Source organism: Sphingobium sp. GW456-12-10-14-TSB1, assembly GCF_059424385.1.
Genome location: NZ_JBWKZI010000001.1, coordinates 2457161 through 2482500 on the forward strand (window position 1 = coordinate 2457161; position 25340 = coordinate 2482500).

Here is a 25340-nt window from a genome sequence, read left to right on the forward strand (position 1 = left end):
GCAGGCGGTTGGTCGGCACCCGATCATCGCGCACGCAGCAACGCATTATAGGACCGCATCATGGCGGCGAAGGTGAACAGGGCCGCGCGCTCGGCAATGATGGCGTCCAGATCAGCGCCCTGCCCTTCTTCCGCCATGGCCCGCGCCCAGGCGGCGGGATCATCGAGCGGCAGCACCTGCCCGGCGGCGCGCCCATCGTCCCCGACGAGCGTTTCCACCTGTTCCGCAATATCGCTGACCAGGCAGGGCAGGCCGGCATGCAACGCCTCCAGCAGGGCGTTGCTTTGTCCTTCAAACCGCGATGGCTGGGCGAAAAGGTCGATCGCCGCCAGCAGATGCGGGACTTTGTCGCGCGGGACATCGCCCAGCAGATGCAGCCGGTCCTGCACGCCCAGGCTGTCGGCCAATGCGACGACCCGGTCATGCAGGCTGCCGCTGCCCGCCAGCACCAGATGGACATGGGCGGGACATTGGGCGAGCGCTTCGACCAGCAGTTCGGGGTTCTTCTGCTCCTCCAGCCGGCCCAGCGCGCCGACCAGCCGCCCATCTGTCGGCAAGCCGAACAGCGCGCGCGCCGCGCCCTTGTCCAGCGTGCTGCGTGGCCAGTCCTTCAGCCCGTTATGGATGACGACGGCCCGATCGCGCAGCCAGCGGGGATAGGCCGCGCATCCGGCCAGCATCGCGCGCGACACGCCCACGACATCGGTATAGCTGCCCAGCCATGCGGACAGGCGGTCGGCGGCGCGCATGACCGGCGAATAGGTGTCGCGCGGCACGCGAAAGGACATGATCCGGCGGCGAATTCCGGCCAGCCGCGCGACATTTGCGCCAACCACCGATGCCAGCGGCAGGAACATGATGATGACGTCGGGCCGGTGCGCGCGCAGGCACCGCCATAGCCGCACGATGATCCGCAGCATGTCGGCGGGCGTGCGGGGGACATGGCCCAGCAGCTTTTGCGCCGGATAGTCCGCGCCGTTCATCGGCTCGCGGTGATACAGGAACACGGCCTTGACCTCATGGCCGCTCGCCTCCAGCCCGGCGGCCAGCCGCAGCGCGGCGATCGGCGCGCCCGACGCATGGGTCATGGTCGTCAGGACCATGACCTTTCTGCCCTTTTCCGGTCTGCCCTTTTCCGGCAGATCATGCTGCCCGGCCTGCGGCGACATATGGGTCATCGGAAGCGGAACTGCGGCGCGATCTGCGCGACGATCAGATGCGATGCCTGGGTCGTCAGATGGCCTTCGTCAAACTGGAGCGGAATATGCTGGCCTGCCCATACGCGGCATGTGCCCCCCGGACAGATGGCCTCCTCCATCGAAATATAGCGCGCGCCCGCCCGCTCGACCGCAACCCGCATGGCCTTGTCCAGACCCGGTCCCGGTTCTCCCCGGAAAGAAGCGGACGACCCGCCGCTTTGATCGGGCCAGGCCTGCGCCAATATTTTGGGCAAGGGCAGTCGATATTCGACGCTGGGGCCGACGATGGTGACGGGCACGGCCGATCCGATCCGCGCGATGGTGTCGCCGATGCGGCGAGCATCGCCCTTTTTCCAGCGCGCGGAAATGATCACGCCGTCGAGCTGCTTCCCATGGGCGGCGGCGAAATCGAACGCCTTGCTGATGACCTGCGTGCATCGCTCCGGCCCGGCAAAGCGGCCAAGCGGCATGCAGCCCGAAGCATTGGCCTGAAGGAAATGCACATCGGGAAACGCCTTGGTCAGCCCGGCATAGAGATGGGCCGCATGACTGTCGCCGATCAGCAGGACGTTACGCGCGCCGGCACGCAGCGACAGGCATTGGACCGCGTCATAATCCTGCGCGCCCGATCCGCTGGCGATGAAGCAGGTGCCATTGCGCATGGCCGCGCGCGGTGGCGTCTGAAACGCCAATATCTGTTCGGGAACGGCATAGTCGGGCCATATCGCCTTGCGCGCCGGAGCGATCAGCAGGGCCAGCGCCGTGACCGCGACGAAGCTGCCGACCGCCCAGCCATAGACCGGTCCCATGCGGGAATCGGCCCCATGGGGTTTGCGGAACGGCCGTTCGACAAAGCGCCAGGACAGGATGGCAAGCGCCGTGATGATCGCCAGCAGGATCAGCTTGTCGGCCTTGTCGAGTTCGCCAGTCCTTGAGGCATAAAATACGATGACCGGCCAATGCCAGATATAGAGCGAATAGGATATGAGGCCCACAAAGCGCGCCGGTGCCAGCGACAAAAGGCGGGTCGGGAGCGTCTGGAAACCGGCGCCCGCATGGATGAGCGCCGCCGCGCCAAGGCAGGCGGGCGCCGCCAGCAGGCCGGGAAAGGGCATTTTTTCCGAAATGAGCAGGATCGACCCGATGATCAGCAACAGTCCGCCGCCCGCAACGATTTCCGCCAGCGGGCGACTGCGGATGGCGGGCACCACGCCAACCGAGATCAACGATCCAAGCATCAACTCCCACGCCCGGAACGGCAGCAGGTAGAAGGCCGCTTCGGGTTGCAGCCTGACCATCACCACGGATGCCACGAAGCTGATGATCGTCAGCGCCACGAACACATAGCGCTGCACGGCAAAGCCAAAGCGCAGGATCAGCACCAGCAGCAGCGGCAGGACGATGTAGAATTGCTCCTCCACCGACAGCGACCAGGTGTGCAGCAGCGGGGATGTCTTGGCCCCGGCATCGAAATAGCCCGACTTTGCGTAGAACAGGATGTTCGAAACGAAGAAGATCGAACTGACCACCGTTCGCCCGATCTCCCGCCCTTCACTCGGAAAATATAGCAGCAGCGCGCCGACGCAGACGAACAGATAGACCGGTATCAGCGCCGGGACGATACGCCTGATGCGGCGTTCGTAGAAACGCACGATACTGTATCGCTCATTGGACAGGTCGTCATAGATGATCTTCGTGATCAGATAGCCGGAGATCACGAAAAACACGTCCACGCCAACGAAGCCGCCGGGGAACAGGCGGATCGCGCCAAGATGAAAGAAGAGCACGGGCAAGATCGCCAGCGAACGCAGCCCGTCAATGTCCTGGCGATATTTGATCATAGCCCCCACCGTCCCGCCGGTTTCGCGTGCAGGCCCCGACCCGGCCGGCCCCGCGCGCCGTCACCACCCCTTGCCATAAGTTATCGCGGCGCACCATGGCAACTGCGCAGATAGGCGGGCTCAGGGCGAACAGGGCGTGCAAAGTATAAATAAGCGCGCGCAAAGCGCCTCCGCCATCGCGGCTTCGCTGAAAAAATATTTTAGATTCAATCGAATAATGCCTCGCGCCTGCGTTGAGCCCGCAAACTCGGCGCAAGTCCGTATCAATACAGGACAGTATAATGACGATTTTGCGACGAACAGATTTTTGCTGCGCTTGCGTTGTGCTTAACCTTTGATTAGCCTTTTCGGGCAGGACAAATGTCACCGCGTTCCAGGCGTCCGGAAACGACATCTCATGCAAGAAAATAAAGCGATTTGAGGCACTTGTGTCTCATTCCTTTTGACATCCAGATGGGATTGACAGGCATGACGACAGACGGGCTATTTGAATTTGATATTGTCCCGTCCGACTATGTCGCTGAAGAGGATGGCGAAACCGGTACCGATACAGGCACTGATACCGGCACGGGCGATCCGGAAGGCGATTCGCCGCCACCCCCGCCGGTGAACAGCCCGCCGCAGGTCAATGGCGTGATCGAAGGTCAGCTGACCGGTCAGAACACGCCCTACTCTCTCGTCATACCCGCGACATTCTTCATTGATCCCGATGGCGACGCGCTGACCTACAGCGCCACCTTGTCCGACGGGTCCGCCCTGCCCGACTGGCTGACCTTCTCGCCCGACACGCTGACGTTCAGCGGTCGTGGCCCGACCGACGGGCACCATGACTATACGATATTCCTGAACGCCAGCGATCAAAGCGGCAGCGCGACGCTGGCGTTCGACCTGACCGTGTCGGAACGGCCCTTCGTCATTGGAACCCTGCCCAACCTGGTGGTCGAGGAGGATAGTTTCTTTTCCGTTACGATTCCGGCGACCGGCCTGTTTAATGACCCGGACAGCATATTGACCTTCGGCGGCAGCGTCGGTTCGGACGTCAACAGCTGGCTCAGCTTCGATCCGGCGACCATGACCTTTTCAGGCCAGATGCCGCAGGATTTTTCCAACTGGTTCAACCTGACCGTCTTTGCCACAGACGGCCCCAACAGAGCCCAGATCATTTTCCGCGTCGACGTCAACGACACGCCCGACGCGCCGCTGGACCTTAGCCTGCACACCACATGGGTGAACGAATTTTCGGACATCGGCACTCCGGTGGGCGAATTGTTCGTGGATGATCCGGACAAGGGCGACACCCATGTCTATTCGCTGGTGGACGATGCTGGCGGCGCCTTCGCCATCGTCGGCGACCAGCTGGTCGTCAACAGCGCGCTGGACATTCGCGCAGGCACGCAGCGCACCGTCGTGGTCCAGGTCGAGGATTCGACCGGCTTCACCTTTCAGAAATCGATCGACATCACGATCAAGGCCGCTCACGACACGATCATCTTCAGCGACGCGCCGCCAGCCACTACCATATTGTGGGTGTCGACGACCGGCGACGACGCGGCCGGGACCGGCAGCGCCGATTCCCCCTTCGCCACGATCCAGCATGCGATCGACAATGCAGGCCCCGGCACAGACATCATGGTGCGGGCCGGAACCTATAATGAAGCGCTCAACCTGAGTGTCGAAGGCACGACCGACGCCCCCATTCGGCTGATTTCCGCCGACGGCGCGGGCGCGGCCGTCATCGCGCCGCCCGCAGTCGCAGAAACCAGCGCCATATCCGGCCGGGGCACCGCCAATTGGGTGATAGACGGGTTCACGGTGCAGGGATCGGACACGATCGGCACCTATGGCGTCAATCTCGTCAGCCGCAATTTCGGCGCGAACGCCGCCTTTCAGGAAGGCTATGCGGGCGACAAGGTCGAAAATATCCTCCTGATCAACAATGTCTTTACCGATTGGGGCATTGACGCGATCCACATCGCCCAGAGCTTTGGCATCCAGATCGTCAACAACAGCATCATCGGCGCGCATGAACAGGGCATCGATTTTGTCGGCACGTCGAAATTGCTGATCCAGGGCAATGTCATTGACGAAATCACGTCCAAGGATGAATGGGAAGCGCTGGACGGACGCGATTACACCGGCGATTCCGCGATCACGGTGAAGGGCGGTTCCACTTTCGTCGAAATCCGCAACAATGTGATCGGCTCGACCGAAGGCCCCGCGATCAAGATCGGCAGCCCCACCGGCATCGCCTATCTGCCGATCGAGGTCGGCGCGGACGGGGACGGCGCGCATTTCGTCAATTATGAAGTGAAACATGCCGTGGTGAGCGGCAATATCGCGACCGATTATCCCACGTCGCTGCTGTTGCAAGGCGCGCAGGACGTGCTGGTCACCGACAATCTGTTCAACACGGCCAATATTTCCAGTGTCGCGCGGGGCGTCACAGCCAGCCTTTACGGCGTTGCGGAACAATATATTCCCAGGGGGCTGACCGGCTTTTCCGACGACATCAGCTTCGCCGACAATATCTTCAAAGGCAAGGCGCTGTTCACCAATGCGCCCGGAGCCACGACCTATGACCTGGGCGGCAACGCCGCCTTCGATCCGCTCGCCACATATGACCCGGAACAATATGGATTTGTCGGCGGTGTCGACGGTGGCATCGCGGTGGCCCGCGACCAGATCATCGGCAAGTCGGGCGACGATGTGCTGTACGGCGACCGGTCGGGCCATGCGACGGCGGATTATATCAGCGGCCAGCGTGGCGCGGACATGATGTATGGCGGCCTGGGCGATGACATCTATGTGTTCGACGACCGGAACGACCAGGCCATCGAAGCCGCGGGTGGCGGCCATGACGCAGTCATCCTGACTCGCAATGCGTCCGTGTACAAGGTCGGCACCAGTTCGATCGAGGACGTCTATACGCTGCGCGATCAGGATACCTCGATCAGCGGCAGCGCTGGCCGCAACCGGCTCTATGGCAATATCGGCAACGACAAGTTGCGCGGAGGCGCCGGGGATGACGACCTGTTCGGCGGCGCTGGCAATGACGAACTGGATGGCGGCGCGGACCATGACCGCCTCTATGGTGGCGTGGGCGACGACCGCCTGACCGGGGAAGCGGGCGACGATATATTGGATGGCGGCGCTGGCCGCGACGTCATGCGCGGCGGCGACGGCAAGGATCTTTTGATCAGCTATGACGCCGACGGATTGATCGATGGCGGCCACAATATCGACACCATCTATCTCGACCGGTCGACCGCAACCGCCGACATCTTCGTCGACATCAGCTACACAAGTTCGTTCAACGCCAATAATAGCCCGATCCTGGAACTGTTCGACGGCACCCGCCTGGTCAATATCGAAACCTTGCAGATTGCGAGCGGCAGCGGGTCGGACATGCTGCGCGGCGGTGCCTATGCCGACCAGATTTCGGGCGGCGACGGCAATGATGTGATCGAGGGCATGGACGGCGACGATCTGATCTATGGCGGCAATGGCGACGACATCATCCAGGGCGGCAATGGCGTCGACAAGATCGATGGCAGCCGCGGGTTCGACTGGATCGATGCGGGCGCGGGCGATGACATCGTGACCAGCAACGATCCCGACCTGATGCTGATCGGCGGCGCGGGCAAGGATACGCTGGCCCTCAACCGGTCGCAGTTCAGCGACGCGCAGATTGTCGATCTTTCGTTGCAGGAACAGGCCGGGGTGATCGTCACGCTGGCCGACGGCACGCAGATTACCGGCTTTGAAACCTTCAACTATTCGGCCGGATCGGGCGACGACATCATCACGCTGGGTGCCGGTTCCGATCGGCTGACCGGCGGCAAGGGCTTTGACATATTGTCCGGCGGCAACGGCAATGATGTCATATCCGGCGGCGCCGACGACGATATCATCTATGGCGGCGGCGGACGGGACAAGATTTCGGGCGATGGCGGCGCTGACACGCTCTATGGCGGGTTGGGCGAGGATACGTTCCAGTTCAAGGTCGGGCATGTTCAGGGCGACATAATCGCCGATTTCGAGGGGGCCGGGGTAGCGACCGGCGACCGGCTGGAATTTTCAGGATATGGGCCGGGCGCGACACTGACCTATAATAACGCCACGCAGTTGTGGACCATCGCGACGGCGGACAACAGCATCCAGAACAGTTTTCAGATACTGAACGTCACTGCGCTCAGCAGCGCCGACTATATCATTCTATGATCGCATAGTCGCGGGCGTTGATGCCGTTGCATCGACGCCCATGGTCATGATAGAAGATAAAGCGCCTGCCAAGTAGGCCGCGCAATTTTCCTGGCTGTGGCCAAAGGATATAGTGTGGATTTTCGGGCGTCGTCCGGCCCAGAAAGCTATAACGGATGACCGCGAAATATTTTTATACCTAATCTGAAGTTAACTCTACCATATTACACGGTGTTCAGTCGCTCTCGCCTATCCGTATCGGGCAGCGGGAGTATTTTTTCATGACTGAAGATCTCTGGGGCGACGTCACGCCCACGAAAATAATATGGGTCGACGGGGATGCAAGTTATCGGGGTAAGCCGAACGGATCGGCGGAAAAACCCTTCACAACGATTCAGGCAGCCGTCAATGCAGCGACGCCCGGCGCGGCCATCATGGTCAAGGCCGGCGACTATGTCGAAAATGTCCTGATTCCACGCAATGTCAGCGGAACCGACAGCGCGCCCATCTGGCTGATTTCGGCAGACGGCCCACAGGCCGCCCATATCACGGCCAAGAGCGACACGATGGCGACGATCGGCGGCGGGGGCACCGAAAATTTCATCGTAGACGGCTTTCACGTCACCGGCGGCAAGAACGGCATTCAGTTCAGCCAGAACGGCAACGACTATACCGACCCCATCAAGAACATCGTTATCAAGAATAACGTGATCGACAATGTGGTGCAGGATGGCGTGAAGGCGAATGGCGGCTCCAACGTCGTCGTCACCAACAATGTCATTACCGGCGGCATCGACGAAAGCATCGACTTCATGTCGATCATCCATGGCGTGATTTCGCATAATGACGTCAGCGGCAATACCGGGACCAGCGCGGCGATCTTTGCCAAGGGCGGATCGTCGGACATCCTGATTTCCAACAATTACGTCCATGGCGTGACGGCTGACGGCATCTCCGTGGGTGGCTGGACATCCTATAATTACAAGATGCTCGAAGGCTATGACGCCTTCCAGGCGTCGGATGTCACCGTGGTCGGCAACCGTGTGGAAGATGTCGGCAAACGCCCCCTCGCCTTTCGCGGCGCGGTCGATTCGGTTGCGACGGGCAATTATCTCGAAGCGGCAGAAGGCTATTACACCGCCGTCCTGGTGGGCAATTCGGCCGCCACCAAATATGGCACCTTCACCAGCCACAATATCAGCGTGACGGACAATTTCATCACGCGCGATACCAAGACGCTGTTCATCGAAGCCGGCAGCGACACCGTGTCCTTCGTCGACAATGCCGTGGCGGCCATCACCGCCGCGACGACCGGCGTTTTGGGCAGCCTGCAGGACGTGCTCGACAAATTGGCTGGCACGGCCGCGGCCCCGACCCCGGCGCCCAGCGCCCCGGAAACGCCCAATGCGGTCGAAGCGCCGATCGTGCCGGAAGCGCCCAGCGTTCCGGAAAAGCCGGTCGTCCCCCAGTTGCCGAGCGAGGCCCAGGCCGCGCCATCGAAGCCGGTTGAACCGGGTCTGAAATGGGCAGAAGGTGGCGAAACCGGGCGCGTCGCGGTCAATCAGGGCACGGACGGCAACGATCTGCTGATGTTCAAGAGCGGCACGCTTGCCGGTGGCCTGGGCGACGACAAATATATCGTCAGCAATATCGAAGCGGCCAAGGTCGTGGAAAAGGCTGGCGGCGGCATCGACACCATCGTTGCGACATCGCGCTATATGGTGATGCCTGACCATACCGAAAATCTGGAGATTACCCGGACCGAAGGCGCCGTGGGCATCGGCAATGACGGCGACAATATCATCCGCGGCAATGCGGGCGATGACCTGCTGATCGGCGGCGCGGGCAATAATCTGCTCAGCGGCGGCGCAGGCAATGACATATTCCTGGTGGGCAAGGCCGACGCAGTCACCCGCATCACTGATTTCAGCGCGGGCGACATCATCCACATGGCTGGAGATGAATTTGCAAGCTTCGGCGCGCTGAAGGCGGCGATGCAGCAGGTCGGTCAGGATACGGTGGTCACCCTGTCGGGCGGTCGTCAGATCATCCTCGACAACAGGGACATGAACAGCCTGACGGCCACCGATTTCGACATGCAGGATGCGGGCAGCGCGGCGAAAGGCGCCAACGCCACCTACAAGGTGAGCCTGGACAAGCAGCTCAACAGCTTCATCGGAGCGGAAACGAACGACAAGCTGTCGGGCAATGGCGCCGCCATCCTGCGCGGCGGCCGGGGCGATGACAGCTACGCCATCAACAAGGTGGGCGATTATATCATCGAACATGCCAACCAGGGCACCGATACGGTCCTGCTCTACCGGACAAGCTACACGATCGACACCAATGTCGAAAATGTCATCGTCAACACGAAGGAAGCCACGACCGTCATCGGCAACAGCCTTGCCAACCAGATCGTCGGCAATGCTGGCAATGACGTGATCTCAGGCGGCGGCGGCGACGACCTGCTCTATGGCAAGGGCGGCGCCGACACGTTCATGTTCCATTCGCTCAACGATGGTCATGACACGATCGCCGACTTCGAATTCCGCAAGGATCATATCGACGTCAGCGACCTTCGGCAAGATCACCCGGCCGTGACCTTCTCCACCCATCTTGGCCCCGACGGCCTCGACATCATCGCCACGCTGTCCGGGCAATCCTACACCTTCGCCACGCTGGCCGGTGTCAAAAAGACCTATGCGCTGGACGACATATTGGTCGGCTGATCCGTGGCTGTGACGGCCTATGGTCAGCACTGACCAGAGGGCCTGAACAGCATCACGCGGAACCAGCAGACCGCCAATGAATAAGCCCGCAATCCTGCGGGCTTATTCATTTGGACGGCTCATGCTGATCCCGCATGCCGGCCCGCGCGAACGGGTCGTCGTGCAGCGATCGACCGGCCGTTTCCGGCATGAAGCGGAGCGCGATCAGGCCGATGACGCAGGCCGCCATCATGTAGAAGGCGGGCATCAGTTCATTGCCGGTCCAGCCGATCAGCGCGCTGCCGATCGCTGGCGCGGTGCCGCCGAACAGCGACGTCGACATGTTATAGGCGATGGCGAAGCCCGCAAAGCGCGCGGCTGTCGGGAACAGCGCCGGGAAGGTTGCGGAAATCGTCGCCAGTTGCGGGACATAGAGCAGGCCCAGCAGCACGAACCCGACAATCGCGCCCACCAGCCCCGTCGCCATCAGCATGTAGAGCGGCACGACCGCCACCAGCAGGCCCATGAGCGACAGGCGCCACATCGCCCGCCGGCCGACCCGGTCGGACATATGCCCGGCAAAGGGCAGGAACAGCATCATGAACAGCATGCCGATGATCGGCACGATCAACGCTTCGTCCGGTGACAGGCCGATGCGGCGCTGCAAATAGGTCGGCATGTAGCTGAGCAAGGTATAGTTGACGACATTGAGCGCCACGACCAGTCCGGCGACGACCAGCATCGGCCGCTTATGGTCGCGCAACAGCCGTGCGAGCGGTGGCGATCCGCTGCCTTCGGCGGCCTGCTGGCGAAACACCGGTGTATCCTCCATCCGCGACCTTAGATACATGCCGATCAGGCCCATCGGCGCGGCCACCAGGAACGGGATGCGCCACCCCCAGTCATGCATCGCGGCGTCGCCCAGCAGCAGCGAAAAGCCCAGCATCAGCGCCGCGCCGAACGACAAGCCCGCCAGCGTACCAAACTCCAGGAAACTGCCATAAAAGCCGCGCCGGTCGTCGGGCGCATATTCGGCCATGAAGGTCGCCGCGCCGCCATATTCGCCGCCGGTCGAAAAGCCCTGCACCATCCGCAGCAGGATCAGCAGCGCAGGCGCGGCCCAGCCGATCTGCGCATAGGAGGGGATAAGGCCAACAGCCAGCGTCGCGCCCGACATCAGCAATATGGTGAGCGCCAATACCGACTTGCGCCCCAGCCGGTCGCCCATCGGTCCCCAGAACAGGCCACCTAGAGGCCGCACCAGAAAGGAGATGGCGAAGGTCGCCAGCGCGAACAGCACCGCATCGTCCACCTCGCCGGGGAAAAGCGCGGCCGAGATATAGGTCACGCCATAGGCGTAGATCCCATAGTCGAACCATTCCGTGGCGTTGCCCAGCGCCGACGCGGCGATCGCGCGGCGCAGGGTGGCGTTGTCGGCCTGCGCCAGGGCGTCGGGCACGGCGGGCATGGCAGAAGCGGTCATTCGTCAAGTCCGTCCGATGTATTGGGATCGAGCAGCGCCGCCATCGGCGTCGTGCGCGGCACGATCTGGAAACTCTGCTGGTCAGGCAGAGGAACAGGGGGTGTCGCTGCCTGCCGCCACAGACCAAAGGCGAGCGTCGCGGCGGCGCAGAGGGCGATGAACAGGAAGAGGCCGCCGCCAGGGGCAAGGCTCATCATCATCGCGGCCCCCAGCGGGCCGATCGCCGCGCCCACCGAATAGAGCAAGACCAGCCGCCCGCTCGCCGCAACCCGCTCGTTCGCGAGCAGTCGGTCGTTGCAGTGCGCGACGCAAAGCGGATAGAGCGCGAAGCTGAGGCCGCCGAACAATGCGCCCAGCGCCAGCAACGCCAGTCCGCCCGACGCCAGCATCGCCAGAAGCACGCAGACCGCCAGCGTCGCGGCAAAGCAGCCGACGATCACCCGCCGCCGATCGAGTCGGTCGGACAGGCGCCCCAACGGCCATTGCAGCGCAACCCCGCCCAGGATCACGATCATCATGAAGCTGGCGGTCGCGCCCAGATTCAGCCCCAGCCGCCGGACATGCACCGCCGCCATGCCGTAAAATGCGCCCAGCATCAGCCCCGTCGCGACCGATCCGACCGTGCCGAGCGGCGAGGATGCGTACAGGGCGCGGATCGTGAAGGCTTCCGCCTCTACCGGCGCGGGTGCGCTGCTGCGGGTCAGGCAGAGCGGAATGATGGCAAGCGAAACAAGGATCGAGGCGATCTGGAACGGCACCGCGGGCAGCGCCCCGCTTGCCCCCAGCAGCAACTGCCCGACCGCCTGTCCCGAATAGAGCGCGACCATATAGGCGGCCAATATGCTGCCGCGCGTTTCGGCTTCGGCCCGGTCGTTGAGCCAGCTTTCAAGGCAGATGAACACGCCCGCGACACACATGCCGTCGATCAGGCGCAGGCAGGCCCAGAACAGTGGATATTGTAGCAGCGCATAGGCAAGCGTACTCGCCGACAACAGCGACACGAAGGCGGCGAATGCGCGGATATGCCCGACCTGCCGCACGATCGACCCCGCGCGCAATGCGCCGATCACCAGCCCGCCGAAATAGGCGGTGGCGACCGCGCCGATCGCCATCGTGCCCGCCCCGGCCCGCTCCAGCCGAAGGCCGATGAGCGTGGACAGAAAGCCGCTGCCCGCCATCAATATGAAGATGGCGAGCAGCAGGCTGCGGACGGGATGGACGGCGGCAAGCATGGATGATGCGGATGCGCGGCTCAGGCCGCGCGCCGGCCTTCCATCGCTTCGCGGCCATCTTCCACCAGCGCGCGGTGCAGCGCGCGAACGGCGGTGTCATACTGGTCGACATCGACGATGAACTGCACGTCGATATTGCGGATCTGGTGCTGCATCGCGACGATCGGCACATGCGCGTCCGCCAGCGCCTGCAAGGCGTCCGTCATCAGTCCCGGCCGTGAAATGTCGCTGCCGATGACGGACACGATCGCAACCGGGTGGGCCGATATGGACGCATCGGGATATTGCGCCTGAAGGTCGGCGATCACCCGCTTCACCGTCGCGACATCGGCCGACAGATAGTGGGTGATGGTGTTGGCGTTGGATGCCTTGCTGACGATCCATGCGCCATGGCGGGCCAGCGCGTCCAGAATGGCGGCGTCATAGCCTTTCACCCCGACCATATCCTGCTCGAAAAATTGCAGGGCCTGTGCATGGCGCACGCCGGTCACGATTTCCACGCGCGGCGTGTCCGAAACATAGTTGCCGCAGATGAGCGTGCCGCCATCCTCCCGGTCGAACGTGTTTCGTACCCGCAGCGGAATGTCGGTCTGGCGCAGCCCCCTGCCCGCGCCGGGATGGATCGCCTCCATCCCAAGATTCGCCAGCTGGTCCGCCACATCATAATTGGTGCGACCGATCTTGCGGGCCTTGCCCGTGCCGACGAGCCGCGGATCGGCGCTCGACAGGTGAAATTCCTTGTGGATGATCGCTTCGCGCGCTTTGGTCAGCACCGCGATGCGCGAAAATGTCATTTCCGAATAGCCCCGCGCATAGCGCCGCACCATGCCCTCCGTGCACCCGGCATAGCCAGTGACGATCGGCAGGGTGGTCGACAGGTCGATCGATGCGAATGCCTGCCTGATCCGATCGTCCAGTTCGCGCATGTCCTGCTGGTCCCACAAGGTGAGATCGACGAACTGGGCATTGACGCCCCGGTCGCGCAGCAGCAGCGCCGTCGAATGGGCGCTGTGCGCTTCGCCCAGACCCGCCAGCAGTTCGCGCACCGTCATCAGCTGTTCCTTGACGCAGAAGCGGCCATGGCTGCGCAGACGCGCCAGATCGTCAAGGCAGGCGGCCACGGCGTCGATCCGCATGTCGACAAAGGCGTTGGCCTCCGCCAGCCGGTCGGCGCGGACGAACATGGTGGCATTATGGTCCCGCATCGCGCGGCGCACCATGTCCATCGCCTGGCGCCAGCCCGTCGCATCATCGTCGGCGACGAAACGGGCATAGACGCCAGCGTCACCGCTCTTCTTATGTTCCAGCAACAGGTCGGTCATCCCGGCATAGGCCGACACCACGAAAATCCGGTTGTAGAGGTCCGCGCCCTTGCGGCCCGCGATCAGCACATTGTCGAACAATGTCGCGGTCGCGGCCATGGAGGTGCCGCCGATCTTTTCGACGCTATGGATATTGCTCATGCCAGTGCCTCCTCCATTAGCGGCCCGCTGACGGGCGAGATCACCTGCGGCTCGCCGCGCGCGGCGATGAAGTCGGGGCGCGGCCGGTCGACGCCAAAGGGTGCGTCCAGCCGGTTCGACACGGCATTATAGACCAGGAAGGCATTGGCGCGCGGGAACGGCGTGATGTTGCCGTTCGACCCATGCATGACGTTGCAGTCGAAGATCACCACCGATCCCGGCTTTCCCGTCGGGGCGACGATGCCGAACTTGTGGGCCAGCTCGGCAAGGCTGTCCTCGTCAGGGACGCCATATTCCTGCTTCTTGAGCGACTGGCGGTAATGATCCTGCGGCGTTTCGCCAACGCAGGTCAGGAATTGACGGTGCGATCCGGGGATCAGCATCAACGGGCCGTTATGCGGCGTATTTTCCGCCAGCAACACCGACATGGACAGCGCCCGCATGCGCGGCATTCCATCTTCGACATGCCAGGTTTCAAAATCGCTGTGCCAGTAGAATTCCTTGCCCTGGAAACCCGGCTTATAGTTCAGTCTCGACTGATGCATGTAGACATCGTCGCCCAGCAGGAAGCGGGCCACCCCGGCCAGCCGCTCGTCGGCGGCCAGTCGTCCGATCACCCGGCTCTGGGCATGGATGCGGAAGATCGACCGGACTTCCTTGCCGCCCGGTTCGGTAATGACCGTTTCCTCCTCCAGCGCATCGGGATCGCCAAGCAGCATCCCGGCCTCGCTCTGAAGAAACGCGATCTCCGCGTCGGAAAACAGATCCTCCAGCACGACAAAGCCGTCGCGGTCGAAGGCGTCGGCCTGTTCGCGGCTGACGGGCGCGTTCGCGTTCCAGGCGCTATGGACGACGGGATCGAGACGCGGCAAAAATTCCGCCATGGTCGCATGGCGGGATGGGTAGAGGTCTTTCATGGGACTCCCCCTTTGTTCGTTCATGGAAAATTCGAAATGGCCGGTTCGGGACCGGCCGGCGCTGCATCGGTTCGTTTCGACCGAGTGAGGGGCAGCGCCATCGCCCGGCCCTATTCGGCCAGCGCCGGTTCGCGCGCGACGCTGGCTTCGGCGGGATAAGCGCCATTTTCGTCATGCACTTCCGTGCCGGTCACCGGCGGATTGAAGGTGCAGGCGCACAATATGTCGGTTTCGGGCCGCACCACATGCCGGTCATGTGCATTGAGCGCATACATGACGCCCGGCGCCAGTTGATGGGTAATGCCGCTGTCCAGATCCTCGATAGTGCCCGTGCCCTTGAGCACCAGCACCGCCTCCAGATGATTTTGGTAATGCATGTGCAATTCCCCGCCAGCGTACATGGTGGTGACGTGGAAGGAGAAGCCCATATTGTCGTCCTTCAGCAGAAGGCGCGCGCTTTCCCAGCCCTTGGACTTCACGTTGCGGTCGGACTTGCGAATATCCTGCAGTTTGCGAATGATCATAGCTGATAACTCCTCTTATTCTGCGGCGACGCCATAAGTGACGCCCAGCGCGGACCGGATGCTCTCCTCAAGAATGTCGAGGCCGGCCGACAGCACGGCGTCCTCGATCACGAGGGGCGCCAGCACCTTGACGATCTCGTCATGCGCGCCGCTGGTTTCGATGATGAGCCCCTGCGCAAAGCAGGCGGCGGTGATGGTTGCGGCGACATCGCCCGATCCGACGTCGATGCCGCGCATCATGCCGCGACCGCGCGTGGATAGCCCATGTTCGGCCGCCATCGCGTCCAGTCGCCGCGCCAGCAGCGCGCCGCGACGGGCAACATCCTGCCGGAAGCGATCGTCGCTCCAGAAATGGCGCAGCGTGGCCGTCGCCGTGACGAAGGCATGATTATTGCCCCGGAAGGTGCCATTATGCTCGCCCGGCGCCCATTGATCGAGTTCCGGGCGGAACAGCGTCAACGCAAAGGGCAGGCCCATGCCCGACAAAGACTTGGCCATCGTGACGATGTCAGGCGTGAAGCCCATGCCTTCGAAGCTGAAGAAATTGCCGGTGCGGCCGCAGCCCGCCTGAATATCATCGACGATCATCAGCGCGCCGTGACGCTTGGCGATCTCTGCAATCTTGCGCAGCCACTCCGGCGACGCGGCATTGAGACCGCCTTCGCCCTGCACCGTTTCGACCAGAATGGCCGCTGGCGCGTCCAGCCCGCTCGACGGGTCGGACAAGCGCCGCTCCAGCAATTCGGCAGTGTCGACGTCGGGGCCATGATAGCCGTCATAGGGTTCATGCGCGACATGGCTCAGCGGCACGCCCGCGCCGCCGCGCTTGGCGGCATTGCCGGTGCAGGCGAGTGCGCCCAGCGTCATGCCGTGGAATCCGTTGGTAAAGGCGATCACCATTTCGCGACCGGTAATCTTGCGCGCCAGCTTGATCGCCGCCTCCACCGCATTGGTGCCGGTCGGTCCGGTGAACATGGCGCGATAATCAAGGCCGCGGGGCTTGAGGATGACATCTTCCAGCGCGGCGAGGAAATCCGCCTTGGCGTCGGTATGGAGGTCAAGTCCATGGGTGATGCCGTCGCCAGCGAGATAGTCCACCAGCGCACTCTTCAGCACCGGATGATTATGGCCATAATTCAGCGTCGAGCAGCCCGACAGGAAATCCAGATAGCGACCGCCCTGATTGTCGTGCATCCACACGCCCTGCGCGCGGTTGAACTGGCGCGGCATGGCGCGGGCATAGCTGCGCACCCCCGATTCACGCCGTTCATAGATACGGGTGTCCGGAATGGACGCGGTCGGTTTGGGCTGTGTGATGATGGTCATGATGGTCAAATCTCTTTCAAATATGCGTCAGGGTCGGCAGCGGGCCGATACGCGCCTGCCATTCGGTGTCATGTGCGCCGGCAAAATGGGCTTCGCGCTCGAAACGGGCCGTCTTTTCAAGCGTCGCGTTCCAGCGGTGCGCCAGTCCTTCGAACAGGCCCCAGGATGCGCGATTATCTTCGGTCACGGTGGTCGTCAGATAGGCGACGCCGCTTTGCTCTGGTCGCGCCAGCAGCGCTTCGATCATGCGCCCGCCAAGACGCTGACCCCGCACGGCGGATGACACCGCGACCTGCCAGACAAAGAAATTTTCGGGCGCTGCCGGGGGGCGATAGCCCGATACCCAGCCAACCACCGCGCCAGCGCGTTCGGCGATGATGCAGCTATCGGCAAAGTCCGTGCATTGCAGCAGATTGCAATAGGCCGAATTGGGATCGAGCGGCGGACAGGCCGCGATCAATCCGCTGATGACCGGCCCGTCAGTCGCAACGGGCTTGCGGAACATGATGTCCTGCCCCTCGCCCTGTTCAGAGCGCGCAGAAGCCCGTGGCGGCGAAGCGGCCGCTGTAGCTTGGGAATCGAAGATTGTTTATCTCCCGAATTATATTTTTACGCGGAGAAGCAGATTCCCCGGCGAGATGGTCGACTATATGCCTTTTCAGGGCGCCATTTTCAACCCCGAACGGCAAATAATGTTTCAATCAATGAAGGATAAAAATGGAAATTTAGGGTGCAATGGCGCTTCCCCTGGCTTCGCGCTATGGGCGTTGGGATGAACTCCGAAATAGCCTCGCTAACCCTGCGCGCCCTGCGCCGCGTGCTGCGCGCGACAGAGATTGGCAGCCGCCAGCTCGCCTCCACGACAGGCCTCACGCCTTCGCAATTGCTGGTGCTGCGTGAAATCGACACACGCGGATCAGCCATGCCCTCGGCAGTGGCGCAGACGCTGCAATTCAGCCAGGCAACGATCACCGCGATCGTGGATCGGCTCGTCGCGCTCGGCTTCGTTCAGCGCCAGCGCGGGGAGCGCGACAAGCGGCAGATCCACCTGACCCTGTTGCCCGATGGCAGCAAGGCGCTGGCGGGCGCGCCCGATCCGTTGCAAATGCGCTTCATCGACCGGTTCGATGCCCTGCCAGCCTGGGAACAGGCCATGATCCTTGCCGCGGCGGAAAAGCTGGCGGTGTTGATGGACGCCGACACCATCGATGCCGCACCTTTGCTCGACGGCGGGCGGATAGACCGGTCGGAACCGCATTGAGGACCACCCCGGTCCTCTGGTCGCCGACGTGAACGGCATGGGCCGCCCCCGACACCGGCGCTTCGTCGCCGATAACGGCCTCAGACTTCCAGATCTGCCGTGACGTCCCTCCTGATGGCGCTGACATCGCGACGCGGTGGCTGGCCGAACAGACGCCGATAGTCGCGATTGAATTGCGATGCGCTTTCATAGCCGACCGCAAAGCCCGCTGCGGCAGCTTCGTTGGTTTCCGACAGGAGCAGGCGGCGCGCGGCCTGAAGCCGGACCTGCTTCTGGAACTGGATGGGTGTCAGCGTCGTCGCCGCCTTGAAATGGCGGTGCAGGCTGGCCGCGCTCATCGCAGCCATGCCGGCCAGTTCATCGATGCTGATCGGGTCAGCATAATGATCGGTGATCCAGCGCAGCACGCGGGCAATGCGCGCTATGGCGCCGCCCGCCAACCCGATCTGGCGCAGGCTTCCCCCGTGCGGTCCGTTCAGCAGCCGCCAGACGATCTCGCGGCGGATCAGCGGGGCCAGCACCGGCAGATCGCGGGGCGTATCAAGCAAAGCGAACAGGCGAATGAGGGGATCGAGCAAGGACGGGTCCAGCGCGCCGACCACCAGCGGCCCGCGTTCGGCGGCAGGCGACGCATCCTCCAGTTCGACGACCAGTTCCGCGATCATCGCCGGATCGATGGTCAGGCTGAAGGCCATATAGGGCCGATCGGGCGAGGCTTCGACAATCTGGGCCGTTACCGGCAGGTCCATCGACGCGATCAGATATTGACCCTGGGTATAGCGCCATGCCTGCTCGCCCAGCAGGCTGATCTTCGACCCTTGCAGCACCACGCAGAATGATGTGCGATAGATGGATCGCATAATGTCGCTGGGCTGTTCGGCATGACTGAGGAACAGGCCGTCAATCTGCGTCTCTCGCCCCTTGGCGTGCCAGTGCCGCGCGAGCAGCCCGCGCAGATGGTCCATCGCATCTCTCATGACGCGATGGTAGCCGCGGGCCTTCCGCCGATCCACCCCGCGCCCGCGCTTTGCGACTATCGGGCAAGAGTTTGCGAGAATTGGCGTAGCCCGGTCGCTGTCGGGGCGTATATTTTAAGCATCCCTCCCCATTGAAGGAATCCCCCATGCGCTATCGCCCACTCGGCCCCAGCGGCCTGTTTGTTTCAGAAATCTGCCTTGGCACCATGACCTTTGGCGGGGGCGAAGGCATATGGGGCCTGATCGGCCAGTTGCAGCAGGATGAGGCCGATGCGCTGGTGCGGGCGGCGGTGGATGCCGGCGTGAATTTCATCGATACCGCCAATGTCTATGCCGGCGGCCAGAGCGAGCGCATCCTGGGCCAGGCCATTCGCAATCTGGGCCTTGCCCGCGAAGATCTGGTAATTGCGACCAAGGTGCTGGGCCCCATGGGCAGCGGCCCCAACGCCAACGGCGCGTCGCGCAAGCATATTCACGACCAGATCAAGGGCAGCCTGCAGCGTTTGCAGATGGAATATATCGACCTGTATCAGATCCACGGTTTCGACGCGGCAACCCCGATTGAGGAAACGCTTGATGCGCTCGATGCTTTGGTACGCCAGGGACTGGTGCGTTATATCGGCCTGTCCAACTGGGCCGCGTGGCAGATCATGAAGGCGGTTGGTCTGGCGCGCGCCCGGCAACTGGACACCTCGAAGAACCGCTGGATTTGCGTGTAGGGTCGACGGTGCGGATTGAGGCGGCGTGGAAGGAGTGATGTTGCAGCGTATTTGTCGGTGATTTCGATATTGCCGGTGCCGCAGTGGCCGGATTTACCGTCGGTGGCGCTTGGTTCATATCAAGCAGGCGCAGTTCGCCCTTCGAGCCAGGCCAAGCGCTGGAAGTTATAGGCCAAGTTGGCCATGCCGATCTTGATGGTAGCGCGGGCGATGCCGATGGTGCGCACGACCAGCCCCATGCGGTTCTTTTGCCCGGCGAACACATGCTCGACCTGGGCGCGGATCTTGGAACGCCGGGTATTGGCCTTGGCGATCCGCTCAGGCAACGCTCGCCGCGGTTTACGCCGCTGGTGAATGTGGCTGGTGAACATGCCACTGGCCAGGAACGCCTCGTTCTTCTTGGATCGATAGGCGGTATCAGCCCAGACGCCGGAGGCAGTGTTGTCCTTACTGATCAGAACCGGCAGCCGTGCGCCGTCATGGGCATTGGCGGCGCTGGCATCCCAGGTGCGGATCAGCCCATGGGTTTTGTCGATGCCGATATGATTCTTGTACCCGAACATCGGGATGGCCAGATCGACCGGCCTAGCCGCCTTGGGATCGGCGCCCTCTTTGATCTTGGCCTTGCTGTACTTGATCGACCAGCGCGCATCACGGTCCTTTTGCCGGGTCTTGGCCGGCTTCCAGCCCTCGGGCACGCCGCCTTCCTTGATCGCTGCTTTCTCCGCTTCGGTATTGCGCTGTTTGGGTGCCTGCACGACCGTAGCGTCGATGATTTGCCCGCCCATGGCGAGATAGCCCCGATCCTTGAGGGCAGCGTCGAAGCGAGCGAAAAGTTTGTCTATGGCCTTGGCATTTACCAGGCGTTCCCGAAACAGCCACACCGTGGTCGCATCCGGCACGGTGCCATCGAGCCCAAGGCCCAGGAACCGTTGGAATGACAACCGGTCTTTGATCTGAAACTCGGCGGCCTCGTCCGACAGCGAATAGAGCGCCTGTAGAACCAGAATCTTGAACATCAGCACCGGATCAAAGGGCGGTCGCCCACCCTTGCCGCGAACGCAGCGACGAAGCGCTGCCACCAGCGGACCACGGAAAACCTCGAAATCCACAACTGCCGCTAATCGCTCCAGCGGATCGCCCGCTGCGCTCAGCGCATCGTACCGGTCCGAAAGATCGAAGAAACCAGGCTGACTTGCCATCATCGCCTCCTACGCATCGCCGACGAAGTGAATCAAATCCGCCGATCAAACGCCAGAGTTTTTCGAGGTGTCCAACTGGCGCCCATCCTGTCGCTACAGGCCTATTACACTTTGGTCGGGCGCGACCTGGAGCGTGAGATCGCGCCAATGCTGACGAGCGAAAGGCTGGGGCTGATGGTATGGAGTCCTCTGGCGGGCGGCTTTCTGTCCGGCAAATATAGCCGTGAGCATGAAGAGGCGGGCGATGGTCGCCGTGCAGCCTTCGATTTTCCGCCCGTGGATCGGGACCGGGGCTATGCGGTCATCGATGCGCTGCGCCCGATTGCGGCGGCCCATGGGGTCAGCGTGGCGCGGATCGCGCTGGCGTGGCTGCTGCATCAGCCCGTTGTGACGAGTGTGATCATCGGGGCGAAGCGTCCCGAACAACTGGCCGACAATCTGGCCGCGACCACGATCCGCCTGACCGCTGAGGATCTGTCGACGCTGGACGCGGTCAGCCGCTTGCCTGCGGAATATCCAGGCTGGATGCTGGAGCGGCAGGGCGCCTATCGCGCTGCGAGTTGGGGGCAGTAGACGTCTGGCTGCGTTGCCGCGACGGCCTGAGCGGATAGCCGCCATCGCCGCCTACGCCGCCGATTGCGTGTGCCTGTGTTGCTGAACGAGGAACGCCGCCCGAGGATTTCCCTGGGCGGCGTATGTTGTGTGTGTGTTTGGTTGCGGGAGTAGGATTTGAACCTACGACCTTCAGGTTATGAGCCTGACGAGCTACCGGGCTGCTCCATCCCGCGTCACCAAAGGACAAAGGGCGGACCTTTTGGGTCCGCCCTTTGATGAACTGTGAATGGGTTTTTGTCCTGATATGCGCGTGCTTCAATGCCTGGCGACGCCCTACTCTTCCAGTGCTTGAGCAATAGTACCATCGGCGCAGACTGGTTTCACGGCCGAGTTCGGGATGGGATCGGGTGGGTCACAGACGCTATGGTCACCAAGCAATGAAGCAGGCGCATATAAGGGGTTTCAATCGATACCGTGCACGTTTGTTTGTAAGATGTGTATCTGGCTGGCTTTATAACCGACCATGTCTGTCAGGCATCTGTTGTCCAGAGCTGTCATTGATGGTGGGACTCTGCGGTTCGTTATGAACCGTTTAAGCGCGAATAGGACAATTAGTATCGGTTAGCTTCATGCGTTACCGCACTTCCACATCCGATCTATCAACGTGGTGGTCTTCCACGGTCCTGTGAAATCTTATCTTGAGGGAGGCTTCCCGCTTAGATGCTTTCAGCGGTTATCCCGTCCATACATAGCTACCCTGCTGCGCCACTGGCGTGACGACAGGTACACCAGAGGTATGTTCAACCCGGTCCTCTCGTACTAGGGTCAACTCCTCTCAAATTTCGACGCCCACGGCAGATAGGGACCAAACTGTCTCGCGACGTTCTGAACCCAGCTCACGTACCACTTTAATTGGCGAACAGCCAAACCCTTGGGACCTGCTCCAGCCCCAGGATGTGATGAGCCGACATCGAGGTGCCAAACGATTCCGTCGATATGAGCTCTTGGGAATCATCAGCCTGTTATCCCCGGCGTACCTTTTATCCGTTGAGCGATGGCCCTTCCACGAGGGACCACCGGATCACTATGACCGACTTTCGTCTCTGCTCGACTTGTCAGTCTCGCAGTCAGGCGGGCTTATGCCATTGCACTCTAACAGACGGTTTCCAACCGTCCTGAGCCCACCATCGCGCGCCTCCGTTACTCTTTAGGAGGCGACCGCCCCAGTCAAACTACCCACCACAGAGGGTCCCTGCACCGGATAACGGTGCGAGGTTAGACATCAGAAAACAGCAGGGTGGTATTTCACCTATGGCTCCACTCAGGCTGGCGCCCAAGTTTCAAAGCCTCCCACCTATGCTACACAGCTCTTTCCTAATGCCACTCTGAAGTTGCAGTAAAGGTGCACGGGGTCTTTCCGTCTAACCGCGGGTACTCCGCATCTTCACGGAGAATTCAATTTCGCTGAGCATATCCTGGAGACAGTGGGGAAGTCGTTACGCCATTCGTGCAGGTCGGAACTTACCCGACAAGGAATTTCGCTACCTTAGGACCGTTATAGTTACGGCCGCCGTTTACCTGGGCTTCAATTCAGAGCTTGCACTCCTCCTCTTAACCTTCAGGCACCGGGCAGGCGTCAGGCCCTATACGTCGTCTTGAAGCCGACTTAGCAGAGCCCTGTGTTTTTGCTAAACAGTCGCTACCCCCTGGCCTGTGCCCCCCACAAGTGCTTGCGCATATGTGGGGCCTCCTTCTTCCGAAGGTACGGAGGCAATTTGCCGAGTTCCTTCAGGATACTTCTCTCAAACGCCTTGGTATACTCTACCATTCCACCTGTGTCGGTTTAGGGTACGGTCTATACGGAGGGGCTATTTCCTGGGACGACTTCACAGCCTGGAGCAATCCAATAAGCCCAGACCATTTACGCCATCCGTCACACACCTCCAGGCCCACGAATATTAACGTGGTTCCCATCGACTACCCCCTTCGGGCTCGTCTTAGGGGCCGGCTTACCCTGCTCAGATTAGCTTTAAGCAGGAACCCTTGGAATTTCGGCGACAGTGCATCTCACACTGTTAATCGCTACTCATGTCTGCATTCGCACTTCCGATACCTCCACGACCCATTACCAGATCGCTTCAACGGCCTACGGAACGCTCCGCTACCGCTCAGTCAAAGACTGAACCCTAAGCTTCGGTGCATCACTTTAGCCCCGTTACATCTTCGCCGCAGGATCTCTTGTTTAGACCAGTGAGCTGTTACGCTTTCTTTAAAGGATGGCTGCTTCTAAGCCAACCTCCTGGTTGTTTTGGAAATCCCACATGCTTTCCCACTTAGTGATGACTTGGGGACCTTAGCTGTAGGTTAGGGCTGTTTCCCTTTTGACGACGGACCTTAGCACCCGCCGTCTGTCTGCCGAACTAGACTCGTTGGTATTCGGAGTTTGGTTAGAGTTGGTAGATCTCGCGACCCCCGCATCCATCCAGTGCTCTACCCCCAACGGCAATCATTCGACGCTCTACCTCAATAGATTTCGCGGAGAACCAGCTATTTCCCGGCTTGATTGGCCTTTCACCCCTAAGCACAACTCATCCGACAATTTTTCAACATTGAACGGTTCGGTCCTCCAGTGCGTGTTACCGCACCTTCAACCTGGTCATGCATAGATCGCCGGGTTTCGGGTCTAATGCATCAAACTTCGTCGCCCTGTTCAGACTCGCTTTCGCTGCGCCTACACCTAACGGCTTAAGCTTGCTTGATACACTAAGTCACAGACCCATTATGCAAGAGGTACGCGGTCAGGTCTCAAGGACCCTCCCACTGCTTGTAGGCATCCGGTTTCAGGTACTGTTTCACTCCCCTCATCGGGGTGCTTTTCACCTTTCCCTCACGGTACTGGTTCACTATCGGTCATGTACGAGTATTTAGGCTTGGAGGGTGGTCCCCCCATGTTCAGACAGAGTTTCACGTGCTCCGCCCTACTCAAGTCCTGTGATCTTGCTTTCGCATACGGGACTGTCACCCGCTATGGTCAAACTTTCCAGAATGTTCTGCTTGCTTAATCACAGGCACTGGCCTGGTCCGCGTTCGCTCGCCACTACTAACGGAATCTCGGTTGATGTCTTTTCCTCCGGGTACTGAGATGTTTCAGTTCTCCGGGTTCGCTTCACCAAAGCCTATTTTATTCAGCTTAGTGATACCTCTCCCATTTAACCTTTAGTCCTCGCCAAGGCGGGGAACCAAAGATTAAATGGTGAAGGTGGGTTATCCCATTCGGAAATCGCGGGATCAAAGCCTGCTCACGGCTCCCCCACGCTTATCGCAGCGTGCCACGTCCTTCATCGCCTGTACATGCCAAGGCATTCACCAGATGCCCTTACCTCACGCTTGAGAGTCCGCACCACCAACGACAACACTGGAAGATCAAGTGCTTTTCCTGCCGTTGAAACAATGCGGTTATTAAACTCAGCCAGATAATCATTCGTGTACGATCATCGCTTCCGTTTCCATCCGATCCGAAGATCGCGCGGAACCGAAAACCATGTCGCCACGGCATCGATTAAAAAACCCATTCACAATGTCAAAGAGGAGCGCAATGCGCTCCATATCACCAGCCCTTGGCTGGCAAACCGTTTCTCTTCATCTCTGGAAATATCGAGGGGATGGTGGAGCCTATCGGGATCGAACCGATGACCTGATGCTTGCAAAGCAACCGCTCTCCCAGCTGAGCTAA

16 protein-coding genes, 2 tRNA genes and 2 rRNA genes (1 of these 20 cut by a window edge) are annotated in these 25340 nt (G+C 61.3%); 5 read left to right on the forward strand and 15 right to left on the reverse strand.

Features of this window, described 5'->3' with window-relative positions; genetic code table 11:
- Nucleotides 1–23: 23 nt before the first annotated feature.
- Both AC07X9_RS12025 and AC07X9_RS12030 read right to left on the reverse strand, forming a co-directional pair.
- Entirely contained in the window at nt 24–1178 is a 1155-nt protein-coding gene (locus AC07X9_RS12025; protein WP_017181209.1) for a glycosyltransferase family 4 protein, read from the reverse strand.
- Nucleotides 1175–3040, reverse strand: a complete 1866-nt coding sequence (locus AC07X9_RS12030) for an acyltransferase family protein (protein ID WP_017181210.1) — start codon at nt 3038–3040, stop codon at nt 1175–1177. Before AC07X9_RS12030 ends, AC07X9_RS12025 begins: the two co-directional genes overlap by 4 nt.
- Before the next feature lie 468 nt (nt 3041–3508).
- On the opposite strand from AC07X9_RS12030, the gene AC07X9_RS12035 reads away from it, so the two are divergent.
- Nucleotides 3509–7261, forward strand: a complete 3753-nt coding sequence (locus AC07X9_RS12035) for a putative Ig domain-containing protein (protein ID WP_017181211.1) — start codon at nt 3509–3511, stop codon at nt 7259–7261.
- A 260-nt stretch (nt 7262–7521) separates the two neighbouring features.
- Nucleotides 7522–9969 (forward strand): right-handed parallel beta-helix repeat-containing protein, encoded by a 2448-nt coding sequence (locus AC07X9_RS12040; protein ID WP_086485772.1) that lies wholly within the window; start codon nt 7522–7524, stop codon nt 9967–9969.
- A gap of 106 nt (nt 9970–10075) precedes the next feature.
- On the opposite strand, the gene AC07X9_RS12045 is transcribed toward AC07X9_RS12040, so the two are convergent.
- The 7 genes from AC07X9_RS12045 to ectA all read right to left on the reverse strand — a co-directional run bounded on the left by AC07X9_RS12045 (nt 10076) and on the right by ectA (nt 17398).
- A complete protein-coding gene (locus AC07X9_RS12045) occupies nt 10076–11431 on the reverse strand; it encodes an MFS transporter (RefSeq protein ID WP_086485773.1) in 1356 nt (451 codons plus the stop codon).
- Nucleotides 11428–12663 (reverse strand): MFS transporter, encoded by a 1236-nt coding sequence (locus AC07X9_RS12050; RefSeq protein ID WP_017181214.1) that lies wholly within the window; start codon nt 12661–12663, stop codon nt 11428–11430. Before AC07X9_RS12050 ends, AC07X9_RS12045 begins: the two co-directional genes overlap by 4 nt.
- A gap of 20 nt (nt 12664–12683) precedes the next feature.
- Nucleotides 12684–14126, reverse strand: coding sequence for an aspartate kinase (locus tag AC07X9_RS12055; RefSeq protein ID WP_017181215.1), 1443 nt, complete (start codon nt 14124–14126; stop codon nt 12684–12686).
- Entirely contained in the window at nt 14123–15043 is a 921-nt protein-coding gene (thpD, locus tag AC07X9_RS12060) for an ectoine hydroxylase (protein WP_026002071.1), read from the reverse strand. The genes AC07X9_RS12055 and thpD overlap by 4 nt, the downstream gene beginning before the upstream one ends.
- A 110-nt stretch (nt 15044–15153) precedes the next feature.
- Nucleotides 15154–15567 carry an ectoine synthase gene (locus AC07X9_RS12065; protein ID WP_017181217.1) on the reverse strand — a complete coding sequence of 138 codons (414 nt, stop codon included), beginning with the start codon at nt 15565–15567 and terminating at the stop codon, nt 15154–15156.
- Nucleotides 15568–15582: 15 nt separating this feature from the next.
- A complete protein-coding gene (gene ectB / locus AC07X9_RS12070; protein ID WP_017181218.1) occupies nt 15583–16893 on the reverse strand; it encodes a diaminobutyrate--2-oxoglutarate transaminase in 1311 nt (436 codons plus the stop codon).
- Nucleotides 16894–16909: 16 nt separating this feature from the next.
- Nucleotides 16910–17398, reverse strand: coding sequence for a diaminobutyrate acetyltransferase (ectA, locus tag AC07X9_RS12075; RefSeq protein WP_017181219.1), 489 nt, complete (start codon nt 17396–17398; stop codon nt 16910–16912).
- Nucleotides 17399–17665: 267 nt separating this feature from the next.
- On the opposite strand from ectA, the gene AC07X9_RS12080 reads away from it, so the two are divergent.
- The gene (locus AC07X9_RS12080; RefSeq protein WP_017181220.1) at nt 17666–18154 is read left to right on the forward strand and encodes a MarR family winged helix-turn-helix transcriptional regulator; all 489 of its coding nucleotides are present in this window, start codon (nt 17666–17668) and stop codon (nt 18152–18154) included.
- Between the two features lie 80 nt (nt 18155–18234).
- Here AC07X9_RS12080 and AC07X9_RS12085 read toward each other — a convergent pair whose 3' ends face one another.
- Entirely contained in the window at nt 18235–19119 is an 885-nt protein-coding gene (locus tag AC07X9_RS12085) for an AraC family transcriptional regulator (RefSeq protein ID WP_017181221.1), read from the reverse strand.
- Between the two features lie 158 nt (nt 19120–19277).
- On the opposite strand from AC07X9_RS12085, the gene AC07X9_RS12090 reads away from it, so the two are divergent.
- Nucleotides 19278–19850, forward strand: a complete 573-nt coding sequence (locus tag AC07X9_RS12090) for an aldo/keto reductase (protein ID WP_017181222.1) — start codon at nt 19278–19280, stop codon at nt 19848–19850.
- A 119-nt stretch (nt 19851–19969) separates the two neighbouring features.
- Here the strand turns inward: AC07X9_RS12090 and AC07X9_RS12095 are convergent, their stop codons facing one another.
- The gene (locus tag AC07X9_RS12095; protein WP_031309815.1) at nt 19970–21052 is read right to left on the reverse strand and encodes an IS5 family transposase; all 1083 of its coding nucleotides are present in this window, start codon (nt 21050–21052) and stop codon (nt 19970–19972) included.
- 27 nt (nt 21053–21079) lie between these two features.
- Between AC07X9_RS12095 and AC07X9_RS12100 the strand changes: the two genes are divergently transcribed.
- Nucleotides 21080–21625: an aldo/keto reductase gene (locus AC07X9_RS12100; RefSeq protein ID WP_254908067.1), complete on the forward strand. Its 546-nt coding sequence runs from the start codon at nt 21080–21082 to the stop codon at nt 21623–21625.
- A 138-nt stretch (nt 21626–21763) separates the two neighbouring features.
- On the opposite strand, the gene AC07X9_RS12105 is transcribed toward AC07X9_RS12100, so the two are convergent.
- The 4 genes from AC07X9_RS12105 to AC07X9_RS12120 all read right to left on the reverse strand — a co-directional run.
- Nucleotides 21764–21840: transfer RNA gene (locus AC07X9_RS12105), tRNA-Met, on the reverse strand.
- A gap of 87 nt (nt 21841–21927) precedes the next feature.
- Nucleotides 21928–22042: ribosomal RNA gene (gene rrf / locus AC07X9_RS12110) — 5S ribosomal RNA — on the reverse strand.
- Between the two features lie 157 nt (nt 22043–22199).
- Nucleotides 22200–24996 (reverse strand): 23S ribosomal RNA (locus AC07X9_RS12115).
- A gap of 274 nt (nt 24997–25270) precedes the next feature.
- Nucleotides 25271–25340: transfer RNA gene (locus AC07X9_RS12120), tRNA-Ala, on the reverse strand (it continues 6 nt past the right edge of the window).